Here is a 13,655-nt window from a genome sequence, read left to right on the forward strand (position 1 = left end):
AACGGGGGGCGGCCTGCGGCACGACGGGGGTCAGTCGGATCGGCGGCGGTGCGCCTACATCAGCGCGACGGCGAGCGCCTTGCGGGCCCGCATGGAGGCCCGCTCGGCCCGCTGCCGGAGCTTGCGCGCCCGGACGACCCGGCTGACGAGGCGTTGCTCCTCGGCCTCGTGGAGCCTGTCTTGCATATGGGCACGGGCCAGGGATTCGTGCAGGAGTTGCATTTCGAGGGTCCTGTTCTGGATCTGAAGTTCGGTGGTCTGCTCGGCGCGGACGGTGGGATCGATGGCGGCGGGGGTCATGTGGTGGTCCTGCTCGTGGTGCGTGCTCGGGAATGGGCGGGTGCTGGCCGCTGAGTCGGCCTTGGCGGCGGCGATCCGTACGGACCGGCGGAGGGCGGTATCCAGCGGGGGCTGCTCTCCCCGGCGGACGGCCCTGACGTGGTCGGCGGGGCTCACGCCATGACCTCGGTCTTGCGCGGACGGCCACGCGGCCGCTTGCGGGCCACGACGACACCCTGGACGAACAGCTCGCCGCCCCAGACGCCCCACGGCTCGCGGCGCTCCAGAGCACCGGCAAGGCAGGCCTCCTTCACCGGGCAGGTGCCGCAGAGGGACTTCGCGTACTCGACGTCGGCGGGCGTCTCCGCGAAGAAGACCTCGGGGTCGAAGGCGCGGCAGGGGATGGGGAGACCGAGCGCCTCGGCCTGCTCGATCGAGTTGAGCTGCATGAACGGAACCTCCGGGGGGTCGGCCTGGTCGGCCTTGGTGATCTGGCTTGTCGGCGGTACGGACGGGATGGGCGGCGTGATGACCGTGGACACTGTGGGCGTCTTCCTCGTCTTCTCAGTGGTTCCGGCCCAGTGGACTGGTGGTGCTGGGCCGGAGGCCCCGGGGGGCCTGGATGGTCTTGCGTACCGGACAAAACAGAAGGGCCGCGGATCCCGGTGTGACGGGTTCCGCGGCCCTGGAGGTGCCGACCTGAGGCTGACTCAGGTTCGTTCTCTCCAGGGTTCAGGCCCGCGGAAGGCCCGCATCCGGATGGCCTTGGCGCCGATAAAGGCGGCCGTGGCCTGGTTGATCTGCTGCTCGTTCTGCTTCTGGGCGTTTCCGGCACCGATGACCTGCGCATAGCCGCCATGCATGGCGGCGGCTACGGCCGCCTTCGGTGCCTCGGTCGGTCGCACATCGCACTCGGGGCGCGAAGCGTCGACCGACGCCCAGTCACGGGACAGACCGGTCTCGACAACGGTGCCTTCGACACTCCTGCCGCCCGTGAGGCACAGATCAGTGTGTCCAAGACCACTGACAGCGGAGGCGACGGAGACACCGGTGGCGTCGAGACCCAGACCGGTTCCACCGAGCTCGGCGAGCGCCCGCAGACGGGCGGCACGCAGGGAGGCAGCGACAACGGTCTGGCCAGTCATTTTGGTGATCATGATGTTTCCCACTGTCTTCGCCTCCTCTCGGCGTCTCGCGGAGCCTGGTTCCCCGGGCTTCGAATGTTCGGATGTCTGTCTCGGTAAAGCTGTGGGCGAGGGGGATCGGCACAGGTGTCACCCCGTGCGACCGCGTCCCCTTGACCGCTCCGGCAGGCTATTGCGCTCCCGGTATGCCGCGCAAACTATTTTTCACGCGAGTTCACGCGACGCCGTCCGCGGCACGATCCGCGCAACGTTCCGCAGCGGTTGCGAAGTCCCCCGAGCAGTCCCCTGGACCGCGCCCGTGCCGGCTCACGCCGGATCGACCGGACCGTCGTCCTCGACGCCGTCCGGATCCTCCTCGGGCTCCTCCCCCGCACACAACGAGAGCACGGCGGCCCCGTACTTGTCCAGCTTCATGGCGCCGACCCCCGAGATGAGGGCCAGCTCCCGGCGGCCGGCGGGCACGTCCTCGGCGATCGCCATCAGGGTCGCGTCGGTGAACACCACGTACGCCGGGGCCCCCTGCTTCTTCGCCTGCCGGGCGCGCCACTCGCGCAGCCGCTCGTACAGCGCCTCGTCCATCGCGGACGGGCAGTCCTCGCAGCGGCGCAGCTTGCGTTCGACGGCGTCGGTGAGCGGCTTGTCGCAGACCCGGCACTTGACCGGGCCGCGGACCCGCCGGGCGGCCGAGCGCTCACCGGGCTCGACGCTCCCCCGCCCGCCCCGCGCGCCGGTGCGCGCGCCCGAGGCGGAGGAGCCGGGGCGCAGCCCGTCCATGAAGCGGCTGGGTTTGCGGGAGGCGCGGCCGCCCGGGGAGCGGGAGAGGGCCCAGGAGAGGCTGAGGTGCTTGCGGGCGCGGGTGACGCCGACGTAGAGGAGCCGGCGTTCCTCCTCGATCTGTTCGTCGGTCTTGGCGTAGATGATCGGCAGGGTGCCCTCGGTGAGGCCGACGAGGAAGACGGCGTCCCATTCGAGGCCCTTCGCGGCGTGCAGGGAGGCGAGGGTGACGCCTTCGACGGCGGGGGCGTGCTGGGCGGCGGCGCGGGCGTCGAGTTCGGCGACGTAGGCGGCGAGGTCGGTGCCGAGGCCCTCGGCGGTGCGGGTGCGCTCGAACTCCTCGGCGAGGCGGACGAGGGCGGCGAGGGACTCCCAGCGGTCGCGGACGGCGCCGGAGCCGGCGGGCGGCTCGGGGGTGAAGCCGCGGCTGGCGAGGACGGCGCGGACCTGGCCCGCGAGGTCGGGGGCACCGGCGGTGAGCGGGTCGGCCGCGGCGCGGGCGGCGCCGCGCAGCAGGACACCGGCGTCGCGGACCTCGGGCCGTTCGAAGAACCGTTCGGCGCCCTTGAGCTGGTAGGGGACGCCGAGGTCGGCGAGGGCCTGTTCGTAGACCTCGGACTGGCCGTTGGTGCGGAACAGGACGGCGATCTCGCTGGCGCGCACGCCGGTGGCGAGGAGGTCCTTGATCCGGCGGGCGGTGGTCTCGGCCTCGGTGGGTTCGTCCTCGTACTCGGTGTAGACGGGGTCGGGGCCGGCCTCGCGCTGGGAGACGAGTTCGAGGCGGTGGCGGGCGGCCTCGCCGCGGGCCTGGGCGAGCAGTCCGTTGGCGAGGTGGACGACCTGGGGGGTGGAGCGGTAGTCGCGGACGAGCTTGACGACGGTGGCCTCGGGGTGGCGGCTGCGGAAGTTCAGCAGGTAGTCCGGGGTCGCGCCGGTGAAGGAGTAGATGGTCTGGCTGGCGTCGCCGACGACGCACAGACTGGCGCCGCCGCCGGGGCCGGTCCACTGGTCGAGCAGGCGCTGCTGGAGCGGGGAGACGTCCTGGTACTCGTCGACGGTGAAGTGCCGGTACTGGTTGCGGACCTGCTCGGCGATGTCGGGGCGGTCCTCCAGGATGGCGGCGGTGAGGAGCAGGACGTCCTCGAAGTCGATGTTGCCGCGGCGGCTCTTGGTCTCCTCGTAGACGCGGTAGACCTGGGCGGTCTCGGCGGGGTCGCGGGGGGCTTCGCGGCCGGACTTGGCCACGGCGGCGGGATAGTCCTCGGGGGCGGTCTGGGTGACCTTCGCCCATTCGATCTCGGCGGTGAGGTCACGCAGTTCGGTGCGCTGGACGCGCAGTCCGCAGCGGCCGGCGGCTTCGGCGACGAGCTGGACCTTGCGTTCGAGGAGCTGGGGCACCGGGCCGCCGACGGCGCGGGGCCAGAAGTACTGGAGCTGGCGCAGGGCGGCGGCGTGGAAGGTGCGGGCCTGGACGCCGTCGGCGCCGAGCTGGCGCAGTCGGCCGCGCATCTCGCCGGCGGCTCGGGCGGTGAAGGTGACGGCGAGGACCTGCGCGGGCTGGTAGACGCCGCTGCGCACGCCGTAGGCGATGCGGTGGGTGATGGCGCGGGTCTTGCCGGTTCCGGCACCGGCGAGGACGCAGACGGGGCCGTGCAGGGCGGTGGCGACGGCGCGCTGTTCGGGGTCGAGCCCGGCGAGCACGGCGTCGGGGCCGGTGGCGGCGCCGGGGTCGGCCCAGGGGGAGCCGTGGGGGCCGTCGTACGGGCTGCCGCTCAAGAGGTCTTCCTGCATGCGTTCCATCCTCTCAGCCCGCTGGGACAACGGGGGCGGGGTTGTCCACAGGCCCGGTGTGATCGCAGGATGATCCCTCCGCGCCGCGCTCCGCGTTCCCTCGGTACGGGCGCCGGAATGTCGGCCGCCCCGTGGACGTTGCGGCTGTGAGACCGTACGAACCCCTCTTTCGAAGGAGCCCCCTCGATGTCCGGCACCGTGACGATGTACAGCACGACCTGGTGTGGGTACTGCAACCGACTCAAGAGCCAGCTGGACCGCGAAGGCATCGGCTACACCGAGATCAACATCGAGGAGGACCCGGAGTCGGCGGCCTTCGTGGAGTCGGTGAACAACGGCAACCAGACGGTGCCGACGGTGCTGGTCCAGCCGGTGGGCGGCGGCGAGCAGGTCGTGATGACGAACCCGAGCCTGATCCAGGTCAAGAAGGCCCTGGCCGCCTGACCGGACGCCGGGACGGCCCGCCGGGGTCGGCGCGCCTACGGCGCGTCGGCCCGGGCCGGGTCGACGGGGGCGGCGGGGGCGGGCAGGGTGGTGCGCGCGCCGAGGTCGCCGACGCCGTAGACGAGCCGGCTGCGGTCGGCCGAGTAGCGGGTCTCGATGACCCGGACGGGGCCGCGCCGGTCGTAGGTGACCCGGGTCTGGACCATGAGCGGGACGCCGGGGCCGCCCTGGAACCACTGGGCCTCCTCGGGGCCGGGCATCCGGGCGACGAGGTGGTCGACGGCACCGATCTCGGTGCGGCCGAGGGCGGCGAGGACGGTCTCGTCCCCGCCCTCGACGGGGTCGGGTTCCATCAGCGGGGTGCCGGCGGCGAGGCCGGCCCGGTAGTGGCTCTCCTCGATGGAGTACGGCTCGCGGTCGAGCAGGCGCAGCTGGCGGCGGACGACGATGGCCTCGCCGGGGCGCAGCCCGAGGCGTTCGGCGATGTCGACGCGGGCCCGGACGATCATCATCTCGAAGTCGGTGCCGAGTTCGCGCCCGGCTTCGTCGGCTTCGCCGAGGTAGACGGCGGAGGGTGTGGCGAGGCAGTCACGGGGCGCCGGGGGCAGGGTGGGGCCGTAGGCGTGGTGGTCGAGGACGGGGTGTTCGCGCAAGTAGGTGCCCTTGCCCTGGAGGCGGACGAGGCGGCCTTCGTTGACGAGGACGTCGACGGCGAGCCGGACGGTGTTGCGGGCGACGCCGTACTGGCGCTCCAGTTCGCTCTCGACCGGGAGGGCGGCGTCGGGGGTGAACTCGCCTTCGGCGATCCGGCGGCGCAGGTCGGCGGCGAGGCGCTGGTATTTGGGGGATTGGGCGGTGCCCCGGGGGATTGTCACCCGAGTGAATGTAGCGAGCGCGGTGACGCGGTTTCAGCCGTTTCCGGCAATGTCGTCCGCGCGGGTCGACGGTGGGGGCCCCGAAGTGCCCGGCGGTAGCAGAACTGGCCCGTCCGGCCACGAACAGCCGGTCGTGGCGGATTCGGGAGGGGAGGGAAAAGAAAAGCGGGGGCGCGTGGCATAAGCCGCGCGCCCCCCTGGACGCGGAACTGCCCGGGCGGAACTGCCCGGAACCCGCCGGAGCTGCGCGGCACTCCCCCGCAGGTGCCCGGGAATCCGTGCGGGATTACCAGCGCGCCGCCGACGGCAGCCGCTCGCCGTACCAGAGTTCGACCAGGTGGCGGGCGATCGAGATGCCGGAGGGCGGCAGGATCTCGCCCGCCTCCATCCCGGCGCGCAGCTCCTCCCGGGAGAACCAGCGGGCCTCGGCCAGCTCCTCGCCGTCCACGGTGATGTCGGTGCCGCCGGGCAGGGCCTTGCCCATGAAGCCGAGCATCAGGCTGGACGGGAACGGCCAGGGCTGGCTGGCGACGTAGCGGACCTCGCCGACCCGCACCCCCGCCTCCTCCTGGACCTCGCGGGCCACCGCCTGCTCGATCGACTCCCCCGGCTCGACGAAACCGGCCAGCGTCGACCAGCGGCCCTCCGGCCACAGCGCCTGGCGGCCGAGCAGGCAGCGGTCCTGCTCGTCGGTGATCACCATGATCACCGCCGGGTCGGTGCGCGGGTAGTGCTCGGCCGCGCAGGAGGTGCAGCGCCGCACGTGCCCGGCGCCGGCCTTCTCGGTCGGGTGGCCGCAGCGCGAGCAGAAGCTGTGCAGCCGGTGCCAGTGCTCCAGGGCGACGGCGTGCACCAGCAGGCCGGCGTCGCGGTCGGACAGCAGCGCGCCGACCTCGCGCAGCCCGGCCGGGCGGGCGTCGCCGTCCAGCCGGCCGGGCAGGCTCTCGCCGGCCAGCGCGAAGTAGGAGACGCCGTCCTCGTCCGTGCCGAGGAAGTAGCGGTCGCCGGTCTGCGGCGCCTCGAAGGAGGGCAGCAGGACGAGCTCGGTGCCCTGCGCCGTGTCGACGACGAAGGCCTCGCCGCCGGCGATCGGCAGCACCCGGGTGGCGGGGTGGCTCCAGGCGGCGGCCAGCCAGGGCTCGTCGAACCGGTGCTCGGCGGCCCGGTCCACCCCCGCCCTGGCCAGGGCCAGGGCCTGCGGGCGCTCGGTCTCAGGCACGGTGCTCACTTCGTTCCATCCCCACGTGGTGAATCATTTGGATGAGTGATCTGACTGCGATGTGCGCGGAAGGGCCCGGAGCGGAGGGACCCGCGGCGCACGGGCCCACGGCACACGGGCCCTCAGCCGCGGGTTCACGCGCCGGGCCGGAAGTTCTCGGCCAGGTCGCCCCACAGGTAGGCGGCCGTCTCGACGCCCTTGGCCAGCAGGTCGAGCTCGACCTTCTCGTTCACCGAGTGCCAGCCGTCCGAGGGCACCGAGATGCCGAGGAACAGCACCGGCGCGCCCAGCACGTCCTGCAGGTCGGCGGCGGGGCCGGAGCCGCCCTCGCGGGTGAAGAGGATCTTCTGCCCGAAGGCGCGGCCCATCGCACGGACGGTGGACTGCAGCGCCGGGTGGTCCAGCGGGGTCAGACAGGGCCGGGTCGCGCCCGGGAAGACCAGCTCGTACCGGATGCCCTCGGGCACCTGCTCGGCGACCCAGGCCCGGACGGCCTCGCGGACCTTCTCCACCTCCTGCCCGGCGACCAGCCGGAAGGACAGCTTGAGGTGGGCCGAGGACGGCACGATGGTCTTGCCGCCGGGGCCGGTGTAGCCGCCCCAGATGCCGTTGACCTCGGCGGTCGGCCGGGCCCAGACCCGCTCCAGGGTGGAGTAGCCGGCCTCGCCGCGGGTGCCGTACGACTTGGCGACGCGCAGCCACTGCGCCTCGTCGAAGGGCAGTTCGGCGAAGAGCTCGCGCTCGCGCTCGGTCAGCTCCACGATCCCGTCGTAGAAGCCCGGGATCGCGACCCGGCGGTCCTCGTCGTGCAGGGCGGCGGCCAGTTCGGCCGCGACCTGGGCCGGGTTGGGGACGGCGCCGCCGAAGGAGCCGGAGTGGATGTCGGTGTCCGGCCCGTACAGGTCGAGCTGGGCGTCCGCGAGACCGCGCATGCCGGTGCACACGGTCGGGGTGGTCTCGGACCACATGCCGGTGTCGGAGATGACCACCACGTCGGCGGCCAGCCGCCCGGCCTCGCGCCGCACCAGGTCGGCGAAGTGCGGCGAGCCGGACTCCTCCTCGCCCTCGATCAGCAGCTTGAGGTTGACGGCCGGCGCGGTGCGGCCGGTGGCGGCCAGGTGGGCGCGCACGCCGAGGGTGTGGAAGAAGACCTGGCCCTTGTCGTCGGCCGCGCCGCGCGCGTACAGCCGCTCGCCGACCACGGTCGGGGTGAAGGGCTCGGTGTCCCAGCCGTCCTCCTTGGCGGCGGGCTGCACGTCGTGGTGCCCGTAGACCAGGACGGTCGGGGCGGACGGGTCCCCGGACGGCCACTCGGCGAACACCGCGGGCAGCCCGTCGGTCTCCCACACCTCGGCGACCGGGAAGCCGGTCTCGCCCAGCTTGGCGGCCAGCCACTCGGCGGAGCGGCGCACGTCGCCGGCCCGCTCGGGGTCGGCGGAGACCGAGGGGATGGCCAGCCACTCGGAGAGGTCGGCGAGGAAGGCGGCCTGGTGCTGGTCGATGAAGGAGCGGACGGCGCTGTCCGGGGTTCTCGTCATACCGACGACTGTAGTTCGCCCGTGCGGGTGCCCGCCCCGGCCCTCCGGGTGCCGGACGCCGTAGGGGCTGTAACCTCCGTCACCCCCGAACCTCCGCCACCCCCGCCGCCCGCACCCCCGGCAACCGCCGTCACCCCCGCCGCGGCGACCGCGCGGGCGAGGGTGACCGGGGTGACCGGAGTGACCGGCGTCGCCGGGGAGCGGCCGCCGCACTCAGCCGGTGCGGCGCAGCAGCGAGATCCGCGACCGCGTGAGCAGCGCCGCCAGGGCCGCCGCGAGCAGCGGCAGCACCACGACGGTCGCGGCGATGGTGGGCCAGGGCAGGACCACGGACGACTTGTCGGCGAGTTCCTCGGGGCTGATGCCGGGGTAGTCGGCCGCGAGGCCCTGGACCTTGCGCAGGGCGACGGCCGGCAGGAGGCCGCAGACGGCGCCGAGCAGGGTGCCCATGGCGGCGATGACGCCGCACTGGAAGCCGGACAGCGAGCGGCGGATGCGCGGTTCCGCGCCGACCGCGGCGAGGGTCGTCAGGTCGCGCTGGGAGTCGGCGGCGGCCAGTCCGGTGGCGATGCCGGCCGCGCCGAGGGCGACGAGTCCGGCGAAGCCGGCCAGGCCGAGGCCGACGAGTCCGGCCTTGGACTGGTAGCCGCGTTCGACGCTGAGGACGGTGCGGTCGATCAGCTTGGCGAGGGCGCCGTCGGCCTTCTGCTGCTCTCCGTCGGAGGGGGCGGTCCCGGGGAGCCAGACCGAGCCGGCCGGCGTGGTGGTGAAGCCGAGCCGGGTGGCGGTGTCCGGGGTCATCACGATCTGGCCGGGGGCCGGCATCGCGGAGGGGGCGAGGGCGGCGTCGACGGTGGTCTCGACGGTCCTGGGCTTGCCGGGGGCACCGCCGGCGCCCGTGGTGGCCGGCTCGCTGAACCGCAGGACGACCTTGCCGTCCTTGAAGTAGCGCGGGTCGAAGACCACGGCCTTCCCGGCGGCGAGGGCCTGGCCCGCGGCCGGGTCGGTGACGCCGTACAGGTTGCGCAGCAGGGTGGCGTCGCCGGCCGTGAGGTCGCCGTACTGGCTGCCGCGGCGTTCGTGGACCTGGCAGCGCGGGTCGGTGCTCATCACTCGCTTGGTCTCGCCGGGGTCGACCGGGGTGTCGGTGTCGCGGTCGAAGACCGGGCAGCGCCGTTCCTTGGGCGGCATGACCTGGACGTAGCCGCAGGAGCTGCCGTCCTGGCAGTCGCCCTTGTAGTCGACGTGGGAGACGTCGGCGCGCGGGCCGAGGGCGGAGATGCTGCGTTCGACGGTGTCGCGCATCTGCGGCAGCAGCTTGGTCTCGGTGCTGGTGCCGTAGCCGGCGCTGAGGATGACGGCGCCGGGCGGGCCGGCGGCGACGTACTCGCGGCGGTACTGGTCGTCGTAGCTGGCGAGGTAGACGTTGACGGCGACGGAGCCGGCGACGGCGGCCATCACGGCGGCGACTGCGGGCGCGGTGCGGCCGCGGTGGCGGACGGAGTCGCGCAGGGCGAGCCGGGGGCCGAGCGAGAGCCAGCGGCCGAGCTTGCCGAACAAGCCGACCAGGTACGGGGTGAGGGCGACCATGCCGAGTTCGGCGATGAGCGAGCCGCCGAGGACGGCGAGGGTGCGGCTGGAGAAGCCGCTGGTCGCGCCGACCAGGGCGAGGGCGGTGCCGGCGCCGAGCATCAGCACACCGAGCAGGGCGAGTTTGCGGCTCGGCGGCTTGAGCGAGTCGCGCCCGGTGAGGGCGGAGACGACGTCCTGGCGGGAGGCCTGGACGGCGGGCACGACGGCGGCGAGCAGTCCGGTGACGAGGCCGACCAGGAGCACGCCGAGCAGGTCGAGCGGCTGGAGGTTGAAGTGGCCGAAGCGGGCGCCGGAGTACTCCTCGGCGCGGGTGCGCAGCAGGGCGACCAGGGCGATGCCGAGGCCGAGGCCGATGGCGGCGCCGGTGAGGCCGAGGACGACGCCGCCGCCGAGGACGACCGCGCGGACGTTGGCGCGGTCACCGCCCGCGGCGGCGAGCAGGCCGAGCTGCCGCCGTGAGCGTCGGGCCCCGACGGCGAAGGCGGGGCCCGCGAGGAGGACGATCTCCAGGAGGGCCATGCCGACCACGGTGGCGAGGATGACGACGTAGGTGCGGTCGAGCAGGGCGGTGCCGCTCTCGCCGCGGACGCGGTCCATCTCGACGTAGTAGGGCACGTCGGCGCGGGCCGGCGGGTGGAGGACGACGCTGCGGGAGGCCATGACGAAGCCGTAGCCGTTGAGTTCGGTGACCTTGGCCCAGTCGAGGGTGGCGCCGGCCGGGAGCTTGACCAGCCAGCGGGTGGCGGTGGCGGTGGCGCGGCCGGAGGCGTCGGAGAGCTTCCCGATCAGGGTGCCGGGGCGGGTGATGAGTTCGGTGCCCTTGAGGTCGTCGGGGTACTCGACGACGGCGGTGATGGTGAAGGGGGTGGACTCCAGGCCGCGGACGGTGGTGCGGTCGCCGATCCGCAGGCCTGAGCGCTTGAGGAACTCGCGGGTGACGGCGGCCTGTCGGTCGTCGGCGGGGGCGCTGCCCTCGACCACGTCGAGCCGGCCGTGCCAGACCGGGTCGGTCAGGTCGGCTTCGCTGGTGCGGGTGGTGAGCAGGCCCTCGGTGCTGCTGGCGGCGGTGTCCGGGCCCGGCGATTCGGCCAGCAGGGTGCTGCCGGGCGGCAGCAACTGCTGGGCGAGGCGGGTGGGTTCGGTGTCGCGGGAGCGCTGCTGCTCGGGCGTGTACTGGGGGGCGGCGCCGTCCTTGGCCTCGTACTTGGGGTCGAAGACCATGTAGGAGTGGTCGCCCGGGTCGGGGGCCTGCTTGACGGAGGCGCCGCGTTCGACCATCTCCAGTCGGCCGTCGGCCTGGCCCATGGTCCGGGTGACGCGTTCGGCGGGTTCGAGGGTGGCGCTGCGGAAGAACACGTCGGCGCCGGTGACGCCGAGGACGGGCAGCGCGACCATGGCGATCACCAGGGCGCTGCGGCCCTTGGCGCGCAGGGCGTCGCGGCGGGCGATGCGCAGGGCGAGCCGCCAGGCTCCGGGCTTCACTCGTCCACCTTCCGGCTGTTGGCGGCGGCGCTGACGAGGAGGCTGGCGGCGTCCTGGCTGACGGACTCGTCGACCATGCGGCCGTCGCGCAGGAAGACGACGCGGTCGGCCCAGGCGGCGTGACGGGCTTCGTGGGTGACCATCATGGCGGCGGCGCCGGCGTCGCAGCGGGCGCGCAGGACGGCCAGAACGGCTTCGCCGGTGGTGGAGTCGAGGGCGCCGGTGGGTTCGTCCGCGAGGACGAGGCGGCGGTCGCCGATCAGCGCGCGGGCGATGGCGACGCGCTGCTGCTGGCCGCCGGACATGTCGTCGGGGAAGCGGTCGGCGAGTTCCGGGATGCCGAGCTCCTCCAGGGCGGCCAGGGCCTCGCGGCGGGCGGCGCGGGCGGAGACGCCGTCGAGTTCGCGGGGCAGTGAGATGTTCTCGGCGGCGGTGAGGGCCGGTATCAGGTTGTAGTCCTGGAAGACGTAGCCGACGGAGCGGCGGCGGACCTGGGCGAGCTTCTTGCGGGTGAGGGCGCCGAGGGCGACGCCTTCGACCAGGACCTGGCCGGTGGTCGGGGTGTCGAGGCCGCCGGCGAGGGTGAGCAGGGTTGACTTGCCCGAGCCGGAGGGGCCCATGACGGCGACGAACTCGCCGGGGTGGACCTTGAGGTCGACGCCGCGCAGGGCCTGGACCTCGGCGGCGCCCTGGCCGTGGACGCGGGTGACGTCCTCCAGGTGCAGCACCGGCGCCTGCCGGGACTGGTCGGTGTGGGACACGGTTCCCCCCTTGTACTGGGTGCGGGCCGGGCGCTCGGGGCGCCGGGCCCTGTGGATCGGATGCCCGAGGGCCCGTCTCAGGCGCGGGTCCGGCGGCCGAGTCGGCCGGGCTTCTTGGCGGCGCCGTCGCGCGCGGCCTCGGCGGCACGGGCCTGCTGGAGTTCGGCCTGCTGGGCGAGCCGGGTCTCGCAGTGGTCGAGCCAGCGGATCTCGGCCTCGGTCTGGAAGATCAGCTGGTCTAGGACGAGCAGCCAGGCGAGGTCGTTGCTCTCGGAGGGCACGGTGCCGGGTCTGGTCTCGCCGGCGAGGGCGCGGCCCTTGAGCCGGGTGTAGTCCTGCAGGGCTTTGATGCTGTGCCGGCGCTGACCCTGGACGACGGCGGAGACGTCCACTCCGGGGACGGTCACGGCCATGGCGAGCTTGATCGCCAGTTCGTCGCGGGGCGGGCTGGTCCGGGGCACCGGGGTGTCGAACCAGGCCCGCAGTTCGGCGCGGCCGGCGTCGGTGACGGCGTAGAACTGGTGGCCCTCCTCGTCCTCCCCGGCGGCTTCGACCAGGCCGTCGCGTTCCAGCCGGGACAGTGTGGTGTAGACCTGCCCGACGTTGAGCGGCCAGGTGGCGCCGGTGCGCGCCTCGAACTCGGTGCGCAGCTGGTAGCCGTAGCGGGGGCCCTGGTCGAGCAGGGCGAGCAGGCCGTGGCGGATGGACATACTCAGTATGTATACCCGGTATGCCCTACGGCCTCAAGCCGCGCCCCTCGGGTACCGTCGTGCGGTGTGAGCCAGTTGCGCATCGCCACCTTCAACCTGTTGCACGGTCAGCCGCTCGCCCCGGACGGCGTGCCGCGGCCCTACCCGGCCGACGCGGGGGCCCCGCTGGCCGAGGCGATCGCCGCGCTGGACGCCGACGTACTGGCCCTGCAGGAGGTGGACCGGCACCAGCCGCGCTCGGGCGGCGCCGACCAGGCCGCGGTGGCGGCCGGGGCGATGGGTGCGGGCGACTGGCGCTTCGCCGCCGCGCTGCACGGGCGCCCGGCGCCGGTGGCGGGCTGGGTGCCGGACCCGTCCGGGCCGAACGGCCTGCAGGTGTACGGGCCGGGCGAGGTCGGCGACGGCGCCCCGCCCTCGTACGGGACGGCGCTGCTGACCCGGCTGCCGGTGCGGCACTGGCGGGCCCGGCGCTTCGCCCCGGCGCCGTTCGGGCTGCCGCTGCGGGTGGCCGGGCGGCGCGGGCTGACACCGGTGCCGGACGAACCGCGGGCGGCGCTGGCGGCGGTGCTGGAGGGCGGGCGCGGGCCGTTCACCGTGGTGGCCGCGCACCTGTCCTTCGTGCCCGGCTGGAACATGGCGCAGCTGGCCGGGATCCGGCGCTGGATCGCCGACCTGCCGCAGCCGCACCTGGTGCTGGGGGACTTCAACCTGGTCGGCGCCGTCCCGCGCACGGTGCTCGGCGGGGCGACGGCGCTGGAGCGCACGGCTCCGCGGGTGCGGGTGCGGGAACTGCGGGCGGCCCGGCCGGCCCGGCCGACGGTGGTGGAGCCGCGCCGGCGGCGGGTGCGCGAGCCGCGGGCGCGGCTGCACGGCTGGTACGACCTGGCGCGCACGCCGACCTACCCCTCGCACCGGCCGGCGGTGCAGTTCGACCACGTGCTGGCGGTGGGGGTGCCGCGCGCGGCGGTGGGTCCGGCGGCGGCGCCGCGCGCCACGGTGTCGGACCACCGGCCGCTGCTGGTGCGGGTCTCGCTGTAGAACTGC

At 74.0% G+C, this 13,655-nt stretch carries 12 protein-coding genes; 2 read left to right on the forward strand and 10 right to left on the reverse strand.

Annotation, left to right across the window (positions count from 1 at the left end; all coding sequences use genetic code 11):
- Positions 1–54: 54 nt before the first annotated feature.
- The 4 genes from ACFV1W_RS01995 to ACFV1W_RS02010 form a co-directional block, all read right to left on the reverse strand.
- Positions 55–456, reverse strand: coding sequence for a hypothetical protein (locus tag ACFV1W_RS01995; protein WP_380412080.1), 402 nt, complete (start codon positions 454–456; stop codon positions 55–57).
- Complete coding sequence (locus ACFV1W_RS02000) at positions 453–821, reverse strand: WhiB family transcriptional regulator (protein WP_370863281.1); 369 nt, start codon at positions 819–821, stop codon at positions 453–455. The genes ACFV1W_RS01995 and ACFV1W_RS02000 overlap by 4 nt, the downstream gene beginning before the upstream one ends.
- Before the next feature lie 168 nt (positions 822–989).
- A complete protein-coding gene (locus tag ACFV1W_RS02005) occupies positions 990–1,448 on the reverse strand; it encodes a hypothetical protein (protein WP_380412083.1) in 459 nt (152 codons plus the stop codon).
- Between the two features lie 282 nt (positions 1,449–1,730).
- Positions 1,731–3,998: an ATP-dependent DNA helicase UvrD2 gene (locus ACFV1W_RS02010; RefSeq protein WP_380412086.1), complete on the reverse strand. Its 2,268-nt coding sequence runs from the start codon at positions 3,996–3,998 to the stop codon at positions 1,731–1,733.
- A gap of 177 nt (positions 3,999–4,175) precedes the next feature.
- Here ACFV1W_RS02010 and ACFV1W_RS02015 point away from each other — a divergent pair, with 177 nt between their 5' ends.
- Positions 4,176–4,433: a mycoredoxin gene (locus ACFV1W_RS02015; protein WP_380412089.1), complete on the forward strand. Its 258-nt coding sequence runs from the start codon at positions 4,176–4,178 to the stop codon at positions 4,431–4,433.
- A 35-nt stretch (positions 4,434–4,468) separates the two neighbouring features.
- Here ACFV1W_RS02015 and ACFV1W_RS02020 read toward each other — a convergent pair whose 3' ends face one another.
- The 6 genes from ACFV1W_RS02020 to ACFV1W_RS02045 form a co-directional block, all read right to left on the reverse strand.
- The gene (locus ACFV1W_RS02020) at positions 4,469–5,308 is read right to left on the reverse strand and encodes a GntR family transcriptional regulator (RefSeq protein WP_380412092.1); all 840 of its coding nucleotides are present in this window, start codon (positions 5,306–5,308) and stop codon (positions 4,469–4,471) included.
- 286 nt (positions 5,309–5,594) lie between these two features.
- Complete coding sequence (gene nudC, locus ACFV1W_RS02025; protein WP_380412095.1) at positions 5,595–6,536, reverse strand: NAD(+) diphosphatase; 942 nt, start codon at positions 6,534–6,536, stop codon at positions 5,595–5,597.
- A 125-nt stretch (positions 6,537–6,661) separates the two neighbouring features.
- Entirely contained in the window at positions 6,662–8,065 is a 1,404-nt protein-coding gene (locus ACFV1W_RS02030; protein ID WP_380412098.1) for a dipeptidase, read from the reverse strand.
- Positions 8,066–8,278: 213 nt separating this feature from the next.
- Positions 8,279–11,140: an FtsX-like permease family protein gene (locus ACFV1W_RS02035; RefSeq protein ID WP_380412100.1), complete on the reverse strand. Its 2,862-nt coding sequence runs from the start codon at positions 11,138–11,140 to the stop codon at positions 8,279–8,281.
- Positions 11,137–11,901 (reverse strand): ABC transporter ATP-binding protein, encoded by a 765-nt coding sequence (locus ACFV1W_RS02040; RefSeq protein ID WP_380412103.1) that lies wholly within the window; start codon positions 11,899–11,901, stop codon positions 11,137–11,139. Before ACFV1W_RS02040 ends, ACFV1W_RS02035 begins: the two co-directional genes overlap by 4 nt.
- A gap of 77 nt (positions 11,902–11,978) precedes the next feature.
- Positions 11,979–12,611: a PadR family transcriptional regulator gene (locus ACFV1W_RS02045; RefSeq protein WP_380412106.1), complete on the reverse strand. Its 633-nt coding sequence runs from the start codon at positions 12,609–12,611 to the stop codon at positions 11,979–11,981.
- Positions 12,612–12,677: 66 nt separating this feature from the next.
- Here ACFV1W_RS02045 and ACFV1W_RS02050 point away from each other — a divergent pair, with 66 nt between their 5' ends.
- Positions 12,678–13,649 carry an endonuclease/exonuclease/phosphatase family protein gene (locus ACFV1W_RS02050; RefSeq protein ID WP_380412109.1) on the forward strand — a complete coding sequence of 324 codons (972 nt, stop codon included), beginning with the start codon at positions 12,678–12,680 and terminating at the stop codon, positions 13,647–13,649.
- Positions 13,650–13,655: the final 6 nt, after the last annotated feature.

The organism is Kitasatospora sp. NPDC059648, from assembly GCF_042734825.1.
Lineage (GTDB): Bacteria > Actinomycetota > Actinomycetes > Streptomycetales > Streptomycetaceae > Kitasatospora.

What these genes read in the sequence shown, in the direction of transcription:
- ACFV1W_RS02010 (WP_380412086.1), bottom strand. Translation starts at nt 3,998, where the DNA reads ATGGAACGCATGCAGGAAGACCTCTTGAGCGGCAGCCCGTACGACGGC.
- ACFV1W_RS02015 (WP_380412089.1), top strand. Translation starts at nt 4,176, where the DNA reads ATGTCCGGCACCGTGACGATGTACAGCACGACCTGGTGTGGGTACTGC.
- ACFV1W_RS02030 (WP_380412098.1), bottom strand. Translation starts at nt 8,065, where the DNA reads ATGACGAGAACCCCGGACAGCGCCGTCCGCTCCTTCATCGACCAGCAC.
- ACFV1W_RS02045 (WP_380412106.1), bottom strand. Translation starts at nt 12,611, where the DNA reads ATGTCCATCCGCCACGGCCTGCTCGCCCTGCTCGACCAGGGCCCCCGC.